The sequence below is a fragment of the Candidatus Pantoea deserta genome, from assembly GCF_003813865.1.
Taxonomy (GTDB): domain Bacteria; phylum Pseudomonadota; class Gammaproteobacteria; order Enterobacterales; family Enterobacteriaceae; genus Pantoea; species Pantoea deserta.
Genome location: NZ_RMVG01000014.1, coordinates 99,848 through 115,869, shown reverse-complemented (window position 1 = coordinate 115,869; position 16,022 = coordinate 99,848). Strand labels below are relative to the sequence as shown.

Genomic DNA, 16,022 nt, shown 5'->3' with positions numbered 1-16,022 from the left:
AAACGCCAGCGATTCAACGCGTTAGCGAAAAAGCCTTTTATTGCATCCCTGATGATAAGGGTATCGTATGCGCAACCGATTACCTGCGATGTGGCTGGAAAAGCCCTGTGCGCAGTCTGAGCGGCCGACTGGCGACGCTGCCCTGTGCTGGTGCAGCGCGCCTTATTACAGCGCACAGGGTGATATTGATATTTACTTTACGCCCGGCGCGTATTTTTGCCGCACAGCGGCGCGGTTATATCAGGCTCGAAAAGAGCAACACGCTACGGCATAAAGGCGCTGATTCAGAGAGGATGCTGGTGCGGATAACCGGCAGTTGTCAGCGTTAAACGACTCCCCGCCGTCAGGTGGCTGCCTTTCTTATACGTGACCGACTATCAGTGATTTTTTGTGCGGACAGGGCCGTCAGGCGCAGCAATAATGAATGACAAAATTAATACCTGCTCAGCAATTTAATTATTTTATTCCTGCGTGAAAAGCAGCGTTGCCTCACTCTTTTTCCTCATAAACGGAAACGATAAAAAAGGACGAATGAACAGAAAAAAGCAAAAACCAGTAGGTTGCGATCCCCCTTTTTGCGATGTCAGCCGACAAAAAAATGATGCAAGACATCTCGCGTGGCAAATTTCAGGACGAGACATTCGTCTGCCATAAAGAAATACCGGACTCCGGTGAAATATCAGTCAGCAAATGAACTATGCCCTTTCTCACAGGCTGAATCGCTGAGCGCAATATATAAGAAATAAAGAAAAGCTTTGCGATAAAAGTTCTGAATAAGGCGACACCCTTTGCGCAAGCGGCATTTATAGCCTGGCGCAAACCCGATAAACTCCGCAATCAGGCGCTGAGCGTCTTGCTCGCTGTGTCAGGCCTGCGCCCGCCGGATGTTCTCTGTCGAGGCTGCTGCGGTAATTACCGCTTTAGAAATGGTTAATAGCGCCTGACGGACGGGATTTAACGGCATCCAAATCGAAATGCATAATGCGGTTTTGTGGATATGGCTGATTTGCGCCTGAAATGTCTTTTAGCCCTTTTTTGTTCAGGCCGTTAACTTTACTATCACTACGCTAATTGCTACCGAAATTGTTGAAGGAACAGTGAGATGATTATTTTTGTTACCGGCGCGACCGCCGGTTTTGGTCAAAGTATCACCCGCCGCTTCATTGAAACAGGTCACAAAGTCATTGCCAGCGGCCGCCGCGCCGAACGTCTACAGGCGCTGAAAGAAGAGCTGGGCGACAATCTTTATACCCTTCAGCTGGATGTGCGCAACCGCGCCGCAATTGAAGAGGCCATCGCCTCGCTACCCGCTGACTGGCGCCACATCGACGTTCTGGTTAACAACGCCGGCCTGGCCCTCGGCATTGAGCCAGCCCATCGCGCCAGCGTTGACGACTGGGAAAACATGATCGACACCAACACCAAAGGTCTGGTGTTTATGACCCGCGCCCTGCTGCCGGACATGGTAGAGCGTAACGTCGGCCATATTATCAATATCGGCTCCATCGCCGGAAGCTGGCCTTATGCAGGCGGCAACGTCTACGGCGCGACCAAAGCCTTTGTGCGCCAGTTCAGCCTTAATCTGCGCACCGATCTGCACGGCACCGCGCTGCGCGTCACCGACATCGAGCCGGGCCTGGTAGGCGGCACTGAGTTCTCTAACGTGCGCTTTAAGGGCGATGACGCCAAAGCGGAACAGGTTTATGACGGTACAACGGCGCTGACGGCAGAAGATGTTACCGAAGCGGTGTACTGGGTGGCGACGCTGCCGAAACACGTCAATATCAATACGCTGGAAATGATGCCGGTCAGCCAGACGCTGGCTGGCCTGAAGGTGCATAAGCCCTGACGGCGCAGGCCAGCCGTTACGGCTGGCCTCATATCAGGCGCGGCCCCAGCCGGCCACAATAATTAACATGCCGCAAAAGGCGATCAGCGCCCCGCTCCAGTCCCATACGCTGAGTTTTACGCCATCCACAACGCGCAGCCACAGCAGCGCAGTCAGCACATAAACCCCACCATAGGCGGCATAGACGCGCCCGCTTGCCGCTGGGTGCAGCGTCAGTAGCCAGACAAAGGCCATCAGGCTTAGCGCGGCAGGCAACAGCAGCCAGGCAGAGCCGTTCTTTTTCAGCCACAGCCAGGGCAGAAAGCAACCGACGATTTCCGCGATAGCGGTCAAAAAAAACAGCAGCGCGGTTTTCACCAGCATCACAGGCTCCATGAAAAATAAACCAGCGGCACACTACTGGTGAGTAAATAAAGCGCGATGATATACTAATGCCTGCCTGTCGCAACCCAGAACCGCCTCTGTGCGCCGGGTATTAACTGAAGGAAAAGATGATGAAGAAATTGTTTCCGACCCTGCTTGCCGCGCTGCTGGCCAGCAGTACGATGCTGACTGCCGTTCAGGTCAGCGCGGACACCAACCGCCTGATTATTGAAAACGGCAACAGCGCCGCCAGTAATGAAGCGGCGCGTCAGAGCAAAGAGCAATGGAATGACACGCGTAGCCTGCGTAACAAGGTTAACTCCCGCGTAGAGAAAGAGTTCGACAAAGCCGATACCGCATTCGATACGCGCGATGCCTGCGAGAAAAGTTACAACGTTAACGCCTACTGGGAAGCCAATACGCTGCGCTGTCTGGATCGCCGCACCGGCCGTCCCGTCGCCCCCTGATTTTTCCCACAGGATGCTATAGTCAGTAAGGTTCACTACGCAAAGGAGAAGACGATGAAGAAACAAACCGGAATGTTACTCGCAACTTTACTGGCGCTGCCGGTGCTGGCACAGGCCTCCTGCGAATCCGTTAAGGCGGACATCAGCCAGAAAATTATTCAGAATGGCGTGCCGGAATCGGGCTTTACGCTGGATATCGTGCCGAACGATCAGGTAGACCAGGCTGGCGGTCAGGTCGTCGGCCACTGCGAAAACGACACACAGAAAATTGTTTATAAACGCGTGGGACGCGATGATGACAGCAGCGTCCCCGACAGCGCAGGCAGCTCGCAGGACGCCCCCGCGCAGTAGTTTTTCAGGGCGACATTGTCGCCCTTTTCTATTCCGTCCGTTCCGGCCGCTGACGCGGCATCATCCACGCCACCCCCGGCGCAAACAGCGCTATCACCAGCGCCACGACAAATACCCAGTGCAGCGAGGCGGCAATAGCCTGTTCCATATGGTGCAGCGTCTCGCTGGAGAGCGCGCTGCGTGACTGGGTAGACATAATCTGCTGAACCGGATCCTGCGCCTGCGGCAGCCGCTGCGCCAGATTCAGATTCAGCACCGCGCCCATTAACGCCGTCCCGATCGCTGACCCCATCATGCGGCTGAACATAATCGACGCGGTGCAGATGCCGCGGATGTCATAATGCGCATGATTCTGCACCGAGACCAGAAAGGTGGTGCTGGTCATACCCATACCGGTACCGATAACAAATGCCGTCGCCCCCGCCTGCAGCATCGAACTGTCGGCGCGCAGCAACAGCAGCAACGCGCTGCCCAGGATCAGCAACAGAGCGCCAATCTGCGCGGTGAAGCGGTACGAGGTCCGCAGGATCAGCCGCCCGCTCAGGGTGCTGGCAAGCGGCCAGCCGATGGACATCATCGCCAGCGTGCTGCCCGCCTGCAACGGCGTGCCGCCGGTAATCCCCTGAATCCAGGTGGGCAGAAAGGCGCTGATGCCCATCATGGCCGCGCCGATAATCAGGTTGCCCGCATTGCCCGCGATGATCAGACGGCTGCGCCAGATCTCCAGCGGGAACAGCGGCGCATCGGCGCGCAGTTCATGCTTTTTAAGCTGCCAGCCCGCAAACAGCGCCAGTAACAGAAAGGCGATCAGCCAGTAGCCCAGCCACTCCGCCTGTAGCATCGCCATCAGCAGTGCGCTCACGCACAGCATCAGCCAGACGCTGCCCGTGACGTTAAGCGGCTGCGACTTCTCCTCTGCGCAGTGCGCTGGTAAAAAGCGCGCCAGCAGCGCCATGCTCATTAGCCCTATCGGCAGATTCACCCAGAAAATCAGCGACCAGCTAAAATGCTCCACCAGCCAGGCCCCGGTTAAGGGTCCGGTAATGGCCGCCACGCCCCAGACGCTGGAGAGCCAGCCCTGCACGCTGGCGCGTTCGCGCGGCGAGTAAATATCGGCCACAATGGTTGAGCTGAGCGGCATAATCGCCCCTGCGCCCAGCCCCTGAAAGGCGCGAAACAGGATCAGCCACAGCATATTTTGGGCAAAACCGCACAGCACCGATCCTGCCAGGAACAGCGATGTGCCGATAAAAAACATTTTGCGTCGTCCCCACATATCTGCCAGACGTCCATAGAGCGGCACGCTCACCGCCTGGGTCAGCAGATAGACAGAAAAAACCCAGCCAAACTGCGAAAAGCCGCCCAGATCGGCAATGATGGTCGGCATGGCTGTCGCCACAATGGTGACTTCAATGGCGGCCATAAACATCGCGAGCATACAGGCGAACAGGATCCAGCCGCGGTGGCTGACGTGAAGGTGTGCGCTTTCAGTCATAGAACTCCCTTTTGTTATTCAGCAAGGCTAGCCTAAATTCAGGCTGCTGATGTGCGTGACGTGCGCCCCTTTAGTGACAGCGCCACCTTTATCGCGCGTCTGCTTTGCTGAATGAGAATAATATGCCGTTGAAGCGGACTGGTCTGAACCGGCAGGTTTTGTGACGCGCCGCATGCCTGCGGCGTACAGGAAGGATAAAACAGCGCCTGTCAGGCTGTCTGTAAGGCAGAAATTATACGCGTCTGGCGCTGGCTGCGATCGCAGGAAATCATCGGAGCCAGAGGATAGCAATCTGCGGCAGAGGGCGTCGTCTGTTGTTTCCGCCCTCTCCGTCCACCAGCCCTGCTCCGGCTGAAGCTTTTAATGCGCCCTGCTACAGCCCTTTGTTGAGGGTTTCGCTCTGGGGCAAGGATACCGCCGGCTGCTCGCTGGGCAGTACCAGATTCAGCAGAATCGCCAGCACGCCGCCAGTGGTGACAGCATGGCCAAAAATCTGACCGATCAGCGGCGGAAACTGTTTCAGCACATCCGGCACCGCCTCGACGCCCAGCCCCAGGCCAAAGGATACCGCCACAATCAGCATCTCTCTGCGCCCCAGCGGAGTCTGCGTCATGACGCGGATACCGGCAGCCACCACGCTGCCGAACATCACCAGGGTTGCGCCCCCCAGCACCGGCGGCGGGATCTGCTGCATCAGCGCGCCGACAACAGGAAACAGCCCCAGCAGCGCCAGCATTGCGCCTATCACCATGCCAACGTAGCGGCTCGCAACGCCGGTCATCTGAATCACGCCGTTATTCTGGGCGAAAGTGGTATTAGGAAAAGCGGAAAACATCGCCGCCAGCACGCAGCTCACGCCATCGGCACAGATGCCGCCCTGTAGACGACGCTGAAACTGCGGTCCGCTAATCGGCTGCTGCGACAGCAGACAGTTGGCGGTGAGATCGCCCACCGCCTCAATGACGGAAATCACCGACACCAGCGCAATAGGTAAGAAGATGGTCCAGTCAAAAGCAAAACCAAAGCGGAAAAAGCCAGGCAGCGCCAGCCAGCTGGTTTCGGTCAGCGGCTTCAGCACCAGATTCCCACTCAGCGTCGCCGCCACGCAGCCCACGGCAATACCGGCAATAACGGCGATCAGTCGCGCCCAGCGGTTCCGCATGCGGTTCAGCGTAATAATCACCAGCAGCGTTAACGCGCCCAGCGCCAGGTTAGCCGGCGCGCCGAAGTTGGCGGCCTGATGCCCGCCTGCCCAGTCGGTAATGCTCACTTTAATCAGGCTGATGCCGATCAGCGTGATGACCGTACCCGTCACCACTGGCGTTAATACCCGGCGCAGCTGCTGAACGCAGCGGCTAATCAGCAGCGGGATAAGCGCAGCGACCAGCGTACAGCCGAAAATCATCGCCATAATGTCTTCTGGCGAGCCGCCCCGGCTTTTAACCATCATGCCGCCAGAGAGAATAACGCCCAGAAAGGCGAAGCTGGTGCCTTGCAGACAGATCATGCCCGCGCCGATTCCCGCTATACGCCGCGCCTGGAGAAAGGTGCCCATGCCGGAAACCAGCAGCGACATACTGATGAGATAAGGGATCCATTGCTGAAGCCCCAGCACGGAACCAATAATCAACGGCGGAGTAATAATGCCGACCACGCTGGCCAGCACATGCTGAAGCGCGGCAAAAAAAGCAGGCGCAGGTCGTACTGGCTCGTCCAGCCCGTACAGCAGGACGTTTTCTTCTGGATGGGACATCTTAGTGCTCCGGCAGGCTTGTGATAAGTGAAGCTAATGCATGAATCACGCCACAAGGCTTTTCCGCAGCAAAAAAAAACCGTAATTTGTTGACTGGTAACAGATAAAACAACGATAACCGGCAGGCCTGACCCTGAAACTATTGGTTCAGCCGCCGGGGTTTTGACAGGCAGTGTTTCACCATCAGGCAATCTTTGCACCGGAAACGGGCACGGGTGCGACGCCCAGGGAGGTCAGATCAAGATACCCCGCCAGATCGCGCTGCTCAGCGCGGGGAAGATAAGGCAGCTCCCCCAGCAGCGGCGCGCTAATGTTGTCGCTCAGCACTGAAATTAGCTCGGCATAGTGCGCCAGTCCCGGATTGATGCGGTTTGCTACCCAGCCCGCCAGCGGCAGCCCATCGCGGCCAATCGCCTCGGCAGTCAGCAGCGCATGGTTCAGACATCCCTGCTTAATGCCCACCACCAGCACTACCGGAAGCTGGTGTTGCGCTACCCAGCCTGACAGCGGCTTCGCATCGTTCATCAGGCTGCGCCAGCCGCCCGTTCCTTCAGTCACCACACAGTCGGCCTGCTGTTGCAGACGATGCAGGCTGCTGCTTAACAGGGCATAGTCCATCGGCTCATGGGGACGGGTACTGACTTCATCTTCTTCATAAATGAGGGGATTGATGGCGCTGTAAGGCAGATCAAGGGTAGAGCTGCTCTGCAACACCAGCGCATCTTTGCTGCGCAGGCCCTCCGCGCCTGGAACCGCGTTTCTGGCCACCGGTTTAAAGCCAACGGCACTCAGTCCGGCGCGAGCGAGGTACTGCAGAAGCGCGCGTGACACCACGGTCTTCCCTACAGCGGTGTCAGTGCCGGTAATGAACAGGTTTTTCACTTCACTCCTCCTCAACGTTTTGCATCTTTTTACAAAAAATGTAAAACGCATTGTAGGGAATGTGGACGCCAGTCAGCTTGCGTTAGCGCAAAGTTCAGTCGAGCTCAACCTTGTAACAGCTTCACTAACAAATAGCCGCTATAGAGCGCGTCCTTGATTAACGCCGCCGCCCCCAGCGTACCGGGTTCGCGAAATTCGGTGGGCGCCAGCTGGATCGCCTCGCTGTAGGCAGGCAACGCCTGCTGACGGATCGTGCTGCTGACGGCGGGAAACAGCACATCGGCGGCCTGATTAAGAGGCGAGCCGATTAAGATATGCTGCGGATTGAAAATATTGATCATCATCGCCAGCATGCGGCCGATGTGATGCCCGACGCCTGCGATAACGTCGCGCGCCACGCGGTCCCCTTGCTGAGCCGCCAGACAGAGCGACGCCAGCGTTAACGGCTGCTGATGCAGCACGCTGTCCGGCTGCACCAACAGCCGCTGCGCCGCCAGCGCCAGCAGACTGCCGGTGCTGGCCACCGTTTCCAGACAGCCGTGATTGCCGCAATAGCACTGCTGCCCGTAGGGATCGATTTGCGTGTGGCCAATCTCGACCAGCGCGCGGCCGCTTTTATGCAGCAGCTGACCGCCGCTGATAACGCCCGCGCCGACGGTATCATCGATGACAATTTGAATCACATCCTGGGCGCCGCGGGATGCGCCGAACAGCGACTCGGCCAGCGTCCAGGCTGAAATGTCATGCTGAATGAAAACCGGCACGCCCGTGTGCTGCGCCAGAGCATCCCCCAGCGGCATCTCCTGGGCCGCGTAGCCCGGTAAGCGATGCACCACCCCTGAAGCGGCGTTAATCAGGCCGGGCAAGCTCATGGCAATAGCCGTCAGCCGTTCCAGCCTGTGCTGATGGCGAATAAAAAAGGTGTCAACCTGCTCAATTAATGAAGAGAGTAATGGCTGCTGACTTTCGTCAGGCAACGGCAGGGATTCCTCAACCAGGGCGCGACCGCTGAGATCGCGCAACGTCAGCGTTAAAACGCCCCGGTACAGCCGTGCGGCAAGATAGTGCCAGGCAACGGTATCCAGAATCAGCCCTATCGCCGGACGGCCGCGCGAACCCGGCTCCTGAAACTCGGTTTCCTGCACCAGATGCGCATCCAGCATTTCACGCACAATTTTGGTAATGCTGGCGGGAGCGAGCTGCGCCAGCCTTGAAAGTTCGATACGCGAGATGGGGCCGTGGAGATCGATCAGTCGATAGACAACCCCTGCATTGGTCTGTTTGATCTGGTCAATATGGCCAGGCTGACTGTCCAGATTCACGCCTTGCTCCCGGTTATTTTCGCGCTTCTAAATAAACAGCGACTATGGTGATGCAGATTACGCCTGAGCGTCAAACATTTGATTTGAAATGTGATTTACAGCACATAAAAAACCCGGCTTTGATTAAGGTCTGGTCCTTATTTATCCGCTGCGGGCTGGAGTAACTGCATCATGTTGCGCATTTGCGTCGAGGGTTCTCGCTCGCCGGACCACACCAGCCACACTTCTGACTGTGCGTCTTGTTCCTGAAGCGGCAACCAGACCACATCAGCCAGACGCGCGCGGGCAAAGGAGGCAGGCAGAATCGAGACGCCCAGACCGGTCGCCACCAGCCCAAGAATGGTCATCGCCTCGCCTACCTCCTGCATGATGTGCGGCTTGATATGATAGCGATGCAGCAGGCCGAGAATTTCGCCGTGCAGCGCAGTCCCGCCCTGCGGATCGAAAAAAATAAAGGGTTCGCTGGCCAGCGCGCTGACGGAAATCGTCTCCGCATCCGCCAGCGGATGCGCCCAGTGCACCACGGCGCGCAGGGGTTCACGCAGCAGCAGCTGATGGCGCAGGTCAGGCGGCAGCGTCGTGTTGCGCATAACGCCCAAATCAAGCTGACCTTCATGAAGCGGCGCCAGCTGCTGGCGCGTGTTGATCTCCTGCATCTGAATATGCACCTGCGGCCAGCGCTGACGAAACTGATAGAGCGCGTCTGACACCAGCCCGGTAAAAGGCGCGGAAGAGGTAAAACCTATACGCAGCTCCCCTTCTTCTCCGCGTTGCAGCCGCGCCGCCCGCCCGGCTGCCTGTTCGACCTGCTGTAAAATCGCACGCGCATCGATAAGAAACTGCCGGCCTGCCGGCGTCAGCTGCACGCTGCGATTACTGCGGGTAAACAGCTTCGCCTCGATCTCCTGTTCCAGCTGCATGATTTGCTGGCTCAGCGGCGGCTGCGAAATATGCAGTCTCTGCGCCGCGCGGCCAAAGTGCAGCTCTTCGGCCACCGCCAGAAAATAACGAAGATGACGCAGTTCAATATTCATATTTATTACATATCAATTGAGATTATTAATATATTAGACAACCTACTGGCGCTTTCCTAGAGTAGAGATTCCGTTCTTTATGAGGAATTACCGTGCGTCACTCTTCCCCGGCGGTTACGCTCGATGATGAGATAACCGACCCTGCCGCCATAACCACGACGTCATCGCCCGTATGGATTAAGCGCGGGACGACGCAGTTTATGCGCGTTACGCTGGCGCTCTTTTCCGCTGGTCTCGCTACCTTCGCTCTGCTCTACTGCGTGCAGCCTATTCTGCCCGTGCTGTCTGCGCAGTTCGGCGTCTCCCCCGCGGAAAGCAGTATTTCGCTCTCTGTCGCCACCGGCCTGATGGCGCTTGGGCTGCTGGTGACCGGCCCGCTTTCCGACGCCATCGGTCGCAAAAATGTTATGGTGACGGCGCTGATGCTGGCCGCATTCTGCACGCTGCTCTCCGCCACCATGCACAGCTGGCAGGGCATATTGCTGATGCGTGCGCTGACGGGGTTATCGTTAAGCGGCGTCGCCGCGGTCGGCATGACCTATCTGAGCGAAGAGATCCACCCCAGCGTGGTCGCGTTTTCCATGGGGCTGTATATCAGCGGTAACTCCATCGGCGGCATGAGCGGCCGTTTGCTGAGCGGTGTGCTGACAGACCTGTTTTCCTGGCGTATCGCCATTGCCGCCATCGGCTGCTGCGCCCTTGCGGCGGCGCTGATGTTCTGGTGGATATTGCCGGCCTCCCGCCACTTCCGCCCCGCCTCGCTGAAACCCCGCAGTCTGATGATTAACTTTCGCCTCCACTGGCGCGACGCGGGTTTGCCGCTGCTGTTCGCCGAAGGCTTTTTGCTGATGGGCGCCTTTGTCACACTGTTCAACTACATCGGCTATCGACTGCTCGACGCGCCTTATCATCTCAGCCAGACGATTGTGGGTCTGCTGTCAGTGGTCTATCTGACCGGATCGTGGAGTTCGCCCAAAGCCGGCGCGCTGACCATGAAGCTGGGACGCGGCCCGGTGTTGCTGGGCGCAACGGCCCTGATGCTGACAGGTCTGCTGATCACGGCATTTAACGCGGTATGGCTGATTTTTGTCGGCATGATGCTGTTCACCGCCGGCTTTTTCGCCGCGCATGCGGTTGCCAGCGGCTGGATTGGCTCACGAGCGCGGCGCGCTAAAGGTCAGGCCTCATCGCTTTATCTCTTCAGTTATTATGTGGGTTCCAGCGTAGCCGGTACGCTCGGTGGCCTGTTCTGGTACCGTTTCGGCTGGACAGGAATTACGACATTTATTTCTCTGCTGTTAGTTTTCGCTTTGCTGGTTGGCTGGCGTCTGCTGCAAAAAAATCTGTAAACCGCATTGCGCAAAAAAGGACGCTTTTGCGTCCTTTTTAGCCTGAATATACTGAGTCTGCTTACTAATCAGGGCCAGCGCGAAAAAAATCCTCAATCCCCGCTATAATCCCTTCCATTCCAACAATAAATGTATTTTTATTCACAGCAATGAGGATGTCCCCATGGGTCATTACTACTACGTTTCTAAACACTCAGGCTACAACGATAACCACGTCGTTCATGCCGCAGGCTGCAAGTATCTTCCCCCGCTTGACGCCAGAATGTTCCTTGGCACTTTTTATACCGCCAATGCCGCCATCCTTCAGGCGCGTAAATACTATGCCAGCGCGCTGGGCTGCGAATCCTGTTGTCCACTGCCGATAAAAAAAAACCTGAACAATCAGAATAGCGTGGCACTAAAGCATACTGCCTGACTCTGATTATGCTGGTCTGCCAGCAGAGGATCGCCGTTGCGCCAGTTTGTTAAAATTTCGTATGTATTTCAGGTATGGTAGAGGTCTCTTTCCTGTTGCATGAGCAGACTATGCGCGAAAAATATGCCGCTTCACAAATTGCCCTACACTGGATGACCTTTCTGTTGGTTGCGCTGGCTTACGCCACCATTGAGCTGCGTGGCTTTGCCCAGCGCGGCTCCTGGCAGGGCTATGCCATGATCGTTACGCATTTTAGCGCGGGCTTTTGCGTGCTGTTGCTGATGGTGGCGCGCCTGTTTCTACGCACGCGCCACCCAAGCCCGGCGATTACTCCGCCCATAGCGCGCTGGCAGACCGGTCTTGCTCATCTGGTGCACACGCTGATTTATGCCCTGTTTATCACCCTGCCTGTTCTGGGCCTGACCTCGCGCTATCTGCGCGGGCGCGACTGGTGGCTGTTTGGTATTCCGATGCCCGTGGCGAGCGAGCCGAACTTCGATCTTTCTGACACGCTCATAGACTGGCATGAAACCCTGGCGCCGATGGGCTACTGGCTAGTGGGCGTGCATGCCGCCGCTGCGCTGTTCCATCACTATTTTCTCAAGGACTCCACGCTTAAGCGCATGATGCCCGGCAAATTCGGCTGATCCTCTTCCGGTTTATCGCCCGGCCAGCGGGCGATAACTATTTTTCAGAAATAAAACCCTGTTTCAGCGTTCCCCTGAGCGTGCAATTCCTCCACAATAGTCAATAATTTGTGACGCAAGTCACTTTCGTGGATGCCTGTGCGGCATCCGTTTATTGTTGTTCTGACTAATTTTACTTTCATGCAATCAACTACTGTATCCCGTAAAACGGCCTGGCTACGCGTGGTGCTGCTGGCCATCGCCGCGTTTGTTTTTAACACCACTGAGTTTGTTCCGGTCGGCCTGCTGTCTGACATTGGCGCCAGCTTCAATATGAAAAGCGCCGACGTGGGTATTATGCTCACCATTTATGCCTGGGTCGTGGCGCTGCTGTCGCTGCCGCTGATGCTGCTGACGCGCAACGTTGAGCGACGCATTCTGCTGTCGGTGCTGTTTCTGGTGTTTATCGCCAGCCATGTGCTGTCGACATTTGCATGGAGTTTCGACTCGCTGGTGCTGTCGCGTATCGGCATTGCGCTGGCGCACGCCGTCTTCTGGTCAATCACCGCGTCGCTGGCCATTCGCGTTGCCCCTGCCGGGAAAAAGACGCAGGCGCTAAGTATGCTGGCAACGGGCACCGCGCTGGCCATGGTGCTGGGTGTGCCGATTGGCCGCGTGGTGGGGCAGTATCTGGGCTGGCGCACTACCTTTGGCATGATTGGGCTGTCCGCTCTCGTGCTAATGGTGCTGCTGGCGCGCATTCTGCCGCGCCTGCCCAGCGAGCATACCGGCTCCCTGAGCAGCGTCCCCATGCTGTTTCGCCGTCCGGCGCTGGTGAGCATGTATCTGCTGGTCACGCTGGTCGTCACCGCGCACTACACCGCTTACAGCTATATCGAACCCTTTATGCAGCTGGTGGCTAACGCAGATGAAAATTTCACAACGCTGCTGCTGCTGCTGTTTGGTTCCGCCGGTATCCTGGGCAGCGTTCTGTTCAGTTCGCTGGGCAATAAATTTCCGTCGGCGCTGCTGATTGCCGCCATCGCGGCCATTACCCTGTGTATGGGGCTGCTGATTTTTGCAGCGCTGCGTCCCGTCGCCATTTCGACGCTCTGTATTCTGTGGGGTATGGCGATGATGATGATTGGTCTGGCGATGCAGGTGCGCGTGCTGTCGCTGGCTCCAGACGCCACCGATGTGGCGATGTCGCTGATGTCGGGCATTTATAACATCGGCATTGGCGCGGGCGCGCTGCTGGGCAATCAGGTTAGCCGCCATATGAGCATGGCCGACGTGGGTAATACGGGAGCGCTGCTGGGGCTGGTCGCTCTGTTCTGGTGTCTGTACAGTTTTCGCAAATATCCGCAGCTGCGCAGCAACGGATAAAAAAAGGGCTTCAGAGTTCATACTCTGAAGCCCTTTTCGTTAATCAGGGTTCGCGGCGGTGCCAGACAGCCTGCTGGTCCCAGAGGTCGAAGTGATGCGTAAAGGCTTTACGCGAAGCGCGTCCTGCTTTCCCGACAGCTGCTGCTCCAGCGAAATAAAATTGCTGCTGCCGCTCACGTTAACTGCGCGGCTGCTGCCTGCATAGTCAGGCGCTATCCCGGTGGTTTGTGCCACCGCGCCGACCAGTGAAAACGTGCCGATCAGCGCCGCCAGTACGGCATATTTTACGCTTTTCATCCTCTCCTCCTTAACTGCCGCGACGCGATTACTGATAAATCACTGCCGTGCCGTGCAGGTTGTTCTGACCTGAAGTAGAAGTGATGCGAAAAGATTTCGCGCCTGCGGCATCCGCTTTCGCGTTGAGCTGCGCTTCCAGTGAATCCAGGTTAGAACCACCCTGCGCTGAAATGGTGCCAACCGGCGTCTGATGCAGGGGATCGCTGTTGACCTGGTCGGCGGCGAATGCGCCAAAAGTCAGGGTGCTCAGGGCTACAGCGGCCAGGGTCAGTTTGATGGTTTTCATGATTTCGGCTCTCATATTCGGGTTTTAAAAGGGGTCGTTAAATTAATTAACGATCGTTAAATTAATGGTAGAGCATGGGATGACCCTGCGTCAATGTTTTTTTATCGATCGTTATTTTATTGCTGAAGTGGCGTGATTATGGGCTTCAGCGCCCTTTTCAACTTAACCATTAGGGTGAAAAGCAGGCCGCAAGGCACAAAATGATAACCTTGCGAAAAGGACGCGCGGGCTGGCTTGCATATTTTTATAATGATCGGTAATTTAATAGCATGTTTTTTTGATGTGAGGATTTATGAGCCAGTATGCTGATGAGGCCCTGAAAAAATGTCGCGGTCGGCCTAAAACTTTTGACCGCGATGCTGCGCTGGATAAAGCGCTGACATTGTTCTGGACTCACGGATATGAAGGCACCTCCCTCTCCGATCTCGTCGCCGCAACCGGCGCCAAGGCGCCGACGCTCTATGCCGAGTTTGTTAATAAGGAAGGACTGTTTCGCGCAGCGATGGAGCGCTATATCGAACGCTTTAGCGCCTACCGTAATGCCGCGCTACAGGATGAGAGTAAATCGGTCGCCGAAGCGATTGAAGGTTGGTTTCGCGCCACGGCAGCCTGTTTTACCGACTGTGAGACGCCGTCAGGCTGCTTTTTTATCTGCACCTCGACCGCGCTTTCCTCTTCATCGGGCGAGATCGCGCGTATGCTGCGTCAGCAGCACGATGCGCAGCAGCAAACCCTGATGGATTTTCTGACGGCTCGTCAGCAGCGCGGCGATATAGCGGCACAGACCGATATTACCTCTCTGGCTCGCTATCTGGCCTGTCTGCTTCAGGGGATGTCAGTCCGCGCGCGCGAAGGTGCGCCGCAGGCCGATCTGGATAACATCGTTGATACCCTGATGGCGATGTGGCCCGTTTTAACCGGTCAGTGCCAGAAGAAACAGATATTTTAATGCGCGAAGAAATACAGGGCGGGGAAAACCCGCCCTGTGCGCGACAGCCGTTATTCGAGAAAAAATACCGGTTTTAGCGGCTGGCTGACCGGGCTGTTGTCCAGGTTGCTCGGCATCAAATCCTTCATGGATGCCCACCAGCGCTGGCACACCTCCGTTTGCGCCACGGCGTTCCACCGCTCTTCCGACTCAATCTCTACGCTGGCAAACAGCAAATTACGCTCGGCATCCAGCCAGATCGCGTAGTTATGCGCGCCGTGCGCCTTAAGCGTTTCCGCCAGCTCCGGCCAGATGGGTGAATGGCGACGTTCATACTCGCTATGGCAACCGGCGTTCACCTGCATCACAAAGGCTTTACGAAGCATTGGCTGGTCCTGCGTCAAGTGCGGCCTGCCAGGGCATAACGTTAAAGCGTTTGCCGAGCGCGACCAGTTGTTCAGTGGTAATACTCTGACGTATGCCGCCCATCGACAGCACCTTAACAATCACTTCTGACGACTTCTCTGCGGTATCGATCAGGCCGAAGGTTTCATCCAGCGTCGGACCAGCCCCGAAGATGCCGTGGAACGGCCACATCACAATGCTGTGCGAGGCCATCTTATCGGCGGTCGCCTGGCCGATTTCATCGGTGCCCGGCACCATCCACGGCAGAATGCCTACGCCGTCCGGGAACACCACCAGGCATTCGGTGCTGCCTTCCCATAACAGACGGGTAAAGCGCGCCGAATCCAGCTCCACCACATAGCTCAGCGCCATAAAGTTGGTGGCATGGCAGTGCATAATGACGCGATCGGCGCCGTTGGTGGCGACTTTGCGCACGCTGTGCGACTGGAAATGCGCCGCCAGTTCCGAGGTCGGCAATCCCCCGTTGCTCAGGCCCCAGTGAATTTTATAGGACAACCCTTTCTCATCGACCTTCAGCAGCGCCAGGCAATCCGCGGGATCGAGCTGCACATTGCGGAAAAATTTGCCGGAGCCGGTGACCAGGAACCAGCAGTTCGCCAGTTCAGGCGCTGGTTTCGTCATTTCAACGCAGCGCGGCTCGGCGTAAAAATCGCTGGCGAAAGGTTTCACCTCCTCCTCCAGCAAACGCAGCGTGACGTTGCCGCCGTTACGCTCGTCCCAGCCCTTCAGCCACATATCGCTGGTGGCTTTAACCATTCCCTGCACAAACCAGGAAGAAAGAATGCTTTGCATA

The 16,022-nt window shown here is 56.8% G+C and carries 18 protein-coding genes; 8 read left to right on the top strand and 10 right to left on the bottom strand.

Annotated elements, in window-relative coordinates; all coding sequences use genetic code 11:
- The first annotated feature begins 1,102 nt into the window (after positions 1-1,102).
- Positions 1,103-1,849: a bifunctional NADP-dependent 3-hydroxy acid dehydrogenase/3-hydroxypropionate dehydrogenase YdfG gene (gene ydfG / locus BBB56_RS16895; RefSeq protein ID WP_123802102.1), complete on the top strand. Its 747-nt coding sequence runs from the start codon at positions 1,103-1,105 to the stop codon at positions 1,847-1,849.
- 33 nt (positions 1,850-1,882) lie between these two features.
- On the opposite strand, the gene BBB56_RS16890 is transcribed toward ydfG, so the two are convergent.
- Positions 1,883-2,212: a YnfA family protein gene (locus tag BBB56_RS16890; protein WP_123802101.1), complete on the bottom strand. Its 330-nt coding sequence runs from the start codon at positions 2,210-2,212 to the stop codon at positions 1,883-1,885.
- Positions 2,213-2,343: 131 nt separating this feature from the next.
- On the opposite strand from BBB56_RS16890, the gene BBB56_RS16885 reads away from it, so the two are divergent.
- Positions 2,344-2,679: a DUF1283 family protein gene (locus BBB56_RS16885; RefSeq protein WP_123802128.1), complete on the top strand. Its 336-nt coding sequence runs from the start codon at positions 2,344-2,346 to the stop codon at positions 2,677-2,679.
- Positions 2,680-2,733: 54 nt separating this feature from the next.
- Entirely contained in the window at positions 2,734-3,030 is a 297-nt protein-coding gene (locus tag BBB56_RS16880) for a DUF1161 domain-containing protein (RefSeq protein WP_123802100.1), read from the top strand.
- 28 nt (positions 3,031-3,058) lie between these two features.
- Here the strand turns inward: BBB56_RS16880 and BBB56_RS16875 are convergent, their stop codons facing one another.
- From BBB56_RS16875 to BBB56_RS16855, 5 genes are all read right to left on the bottom strand, one after another.
- Positions 3,059-4,525: an MDR family MFS transporter gene (locus BBB56_RS16875; RefSeq protein WP_123802099.1), complete on the bottom strand. Its 1,467-nt coding sequence runs from the start codon at positions 4,523-4,525 to the stop codon at positions 3,059-3,061.
- A gap of 373 nt (positions 4,526-4,898) precedes the next feature.
- Positions 4,899-6,278, bottom strand: coding sequence for a nucleobase:cation symporter-2 family protein (locus BBB56_RS16870; protein ID WP_123802098.1), 1,380 nt, complete (start codon positions 6,276-6,278; stop codon positions 4,899-4,901).
- A 183-nt stretch (positions 6,279-6,461) separates the two neighbouring features.
- The gene (bioD, locus tag BBB56_RS16865) at positions 6,462-7,160 is read right to left on the bottom strand and encodes a dethiobiotin synthase (protein WP_233593053.1); all 699 of its coding nucleotides are present in this window, start codon (positions 7,158-7,160) and stop codon (positions 6,462-6,464) included.
- A gap of 104 nt (positions 7,161-7,264) precedes the next feature.
- Positions 7,265-8,482 (bottom strand): sugar metabolism global transcriptional regulator Mlc, encoded by a 1,218-nt coding sequence (gene mlc / locus BBB56_RS16860; RefSeq protein WP_123802096.1) that lies wholly within the window; start codon positions 8,480-8,482, stop codon positions 7,265-7,267.
- A gap of 137 nt (positions 8,483-8,619) precedes the next feature.
- Positions 8,620-9,516, bottom strand: coding sequence for a LysR family transcriptional regulator (locus BBB56_RS16855; protein ID WP_123802095.1), 897 nt, complete (start codon positions 9,514-9,516; stop codon positions 8,620-8,622).
- A 92-nt stretch (positions 9,517-9,608) separates the two neighbouring features.
- On the opposite strand from BBB56_RS16855, the gene ynfM reads away from it, so the two are divergent.
- The 4 genes from ynfM to BBB56_RS16835 all read left to right on the top strand — a co-directional run bounded on the left by ynfM (position 9,609) and on the right by BBB56_RS16835 (position 13,292).
- Positions 9,609-10,865, top strand: a complete 1,257-nt coding sequence (gene ynfM / locus BBB56_RS16850) for a multidrug efflux MFS transporter YnfM/SxtP(Kp) (RefSeq protein ID WP_123802094.1) — start codon at positions 9,609-9,611, stop codon at positions 10,863-10,865.
- Positions 10,866-11,028: 163 nt separating this feature from the next.
- The gene (locus BBB56_RS16845) at positions 11,029-11,280 is read left to right on the top strand and encodes a hypothetical protein (protein WP_123802093.1); all 252 of its coding nucleotides are present in this window, start codon (positions 11,029-11,031) and stop codon (positions 11,278-11,280) included.
- Between the two features lie 110 nt (positions 11,281-11,390).
- Positions 11,391-11,927 carry a cytochrome b561 gene (cybB, locus tag BBB56_RS16840; protein WP_123802092.1) on the top strand — a complete coding sequence of 179 codons (537 nt, stop codon included), beginning with the start codon at positions 11,391-11,393 and terminating at the stop codon, positions 11,925-11,927.
- 180 nt (positions 11,928-12,107) lie between these two features.
- Positions 12,108-13,292 carry a sugar transporter gene (locus BBB56_RS16835; RefSeq protein ID WP_123802091.1) on the top strand — a complete coding sequence of 395 codons (1,185 nt, stop codon included), beginning with the start codon at positions 12,108-12,110 and terminating at the stop codon, positions 13,290-13,292.
- Between the two features lie 39 nt (positions 13,293-13,331).
- Here the strand turns inward: BBB56_RS16835 and BBB56_RS16830 are convergent, their stop codons facing one another.
- Positions 13,332-13,589, bottom strand: a complete 258-nt coding sequence (locus BBB56_RS16830) for a hypothetical protein (RefSeq protein ID WP_123802090.1) — start codon at positions 13,587-13,589, stop codon at positions 13,332-13,334.
- Between the two features lie 28 nt (positions 13,590-13,617).
- A complete protein-coding gene (gene bhsA, locus BBB56_RS16825; RefSeq protein ID WP_123802089.1) occupies positions 13,618-13,875 on the bottom strand; it encodes a multiple stress resistance protein BhsA in 258 nt (85 codons plus the stop codon).
- A gap of 292 nt (positions 13,876-14,167) precedes the next feature.
- Here bhsA and BBB56_RS16820 point away from each other — a divergent pair, with 292 nt between their 5' ends.
- Positions 14,168-14,824 carry a TetR/AcrR family transcriptional regulator gene (locus BBB56_RS16820; protein ID WP_123802088.1) on the top strand — a complete coding sequence of 219 codons (657 nt, stop codon included), beginning with the start codon at positions 14,168-14,170 and terminating at the stop codon, positions 14,822-14,824.
- A 50-nt stretch (positions 14,825-14,874) separates the two neighbouring features.
- On the opposite strand, the gene rhaM is transcribed toward BBB56_RS16820, so the two are convergent.
- Positions 14,875-15,189 (bottom strand): L-rhamnose mutarotase, encoded by a 315-nt coding sequence (rhaM, locus tag BBB56_RS16815; RefSeq protein ID WP_123802087.1) that lies wholly within the window; start codon positions 15,187-15,189, stop codon positions 14,875-14,877.
- On the bottom strand, positions 15,179-16,021 hold the full coding sequence (gene rhaD / locus BBB56_RS16810; protein ID WP_123802086.1) for a rhamnulose-1-phosphate aldolase: 843 nt from the start codon (positions 16,019-16,021) through the stop codon (positions 15,179-15,181). The genes rhaM and rhaD overlap by 11 nt, the downstream gene beginning before the upstream one ends.
- Position 16,022 lies beyond the last annotated feature (1 nt).

Coding starts and splice junctions, on each gene's coding strand:
- ydfG (WP_123802102.1), top strand. CDS start 1,103: ATGATTATTTTTGTTACCGGCGCGACCGCCGGTTTTGGTCAAAGTATC.
- BBB56_RS16890 (WP_123802101.1), bottom strand. CDS start 2,212: ATGCTGGTGAAAACCGCGCTGCTGTTTTTTTTGACCGCTATCGCGGAA.
- BBB56_RS16885 (WP_123802128.1), top strand. CDS start 2,344: ATGAAGAAATTGTTTCCGACCCTGCTTGCCGCGCTGCTGGCCAGCAGT.
- BBB56_RS16880 (WP_123802100.1), top strand. CDS start 2,734: ATGAAGAAACAAACCGGAATGTTACTCGCAACTTTACTGGCGCTGCCG.
- BBB56_RS16875 (WP_123802099.1), bottom strand. CDS start 4,525: ATGACTGAAAGCGCACACCTTCACGTCAGCCACCGCGGCTGGATCCTG.
- BBB56_RS16870 (WP_123802098.1), bottom strand. CDS start 6,278: ATGTCCCATCCAGAAGAAAACGTCCTGCTGTACGGGCTGGACGAGCCA.
- BBB56_RS16855 (WP_123802095.1), bottom strand. CDS start 9,516: ATGAATATTGAACTGCGTCATCTTCGTTATTTTCTGGCGGTGGCCGAA.
- BBB56_RS16845 (WP_123802093.1), top strand. CDS start 11,029: ATGGGTCATTACTACTACGTTTCTAAACACTCAGGCTACAACGATAAC.
- cybB (WP_123802092.1), top strand. CDS start 11,391: ATGCGCGAAAAATATGCCGCTTCACAAATTGCCCTACACTGGATGACC.
- BBB56_RS16835 (WP_123802091.1), top strand. CDS start 12,108: ATGCAATCAACTACTGTATCCCGTAAAACGGCCTGGCTACGCGTGGTG.
- BBB56_RS16830 (WP_123802090.1), bottom strand. CDS start 13,589: ATGAAAAGCGTAAAATATGCCGTACTGGCGGCGCTGATCGGCACGTTT.
- bhsA (WP_123802089.1), bottom strand. CDS start 13,875: ATGAAAACCATCAAACTGACCCTGGCCGCTGTAGCCCTGAGCACCCTG.
- BBB56_RS16820 (WP_123802088.1), top strand. CDS start 14,168: ATGAGCCAGTATGCTGATGAGGCCCTGAAAAAATGTCGCGGTCGGCCT.
- rhaM (WP_123802087.1), bottom strand. CDS start 15,189: ATGCTTCGTAAAGCCTTTGTGATGCAGGTGAACGCCGGTTGCCATAGC.
- rhaD (WP_123802086.1), bottom strand. CDS start 16,021: ATGCAAAGCATTCTTTCTTCCTGGTTTGTGCAGGGAATGGTTAAAGCC.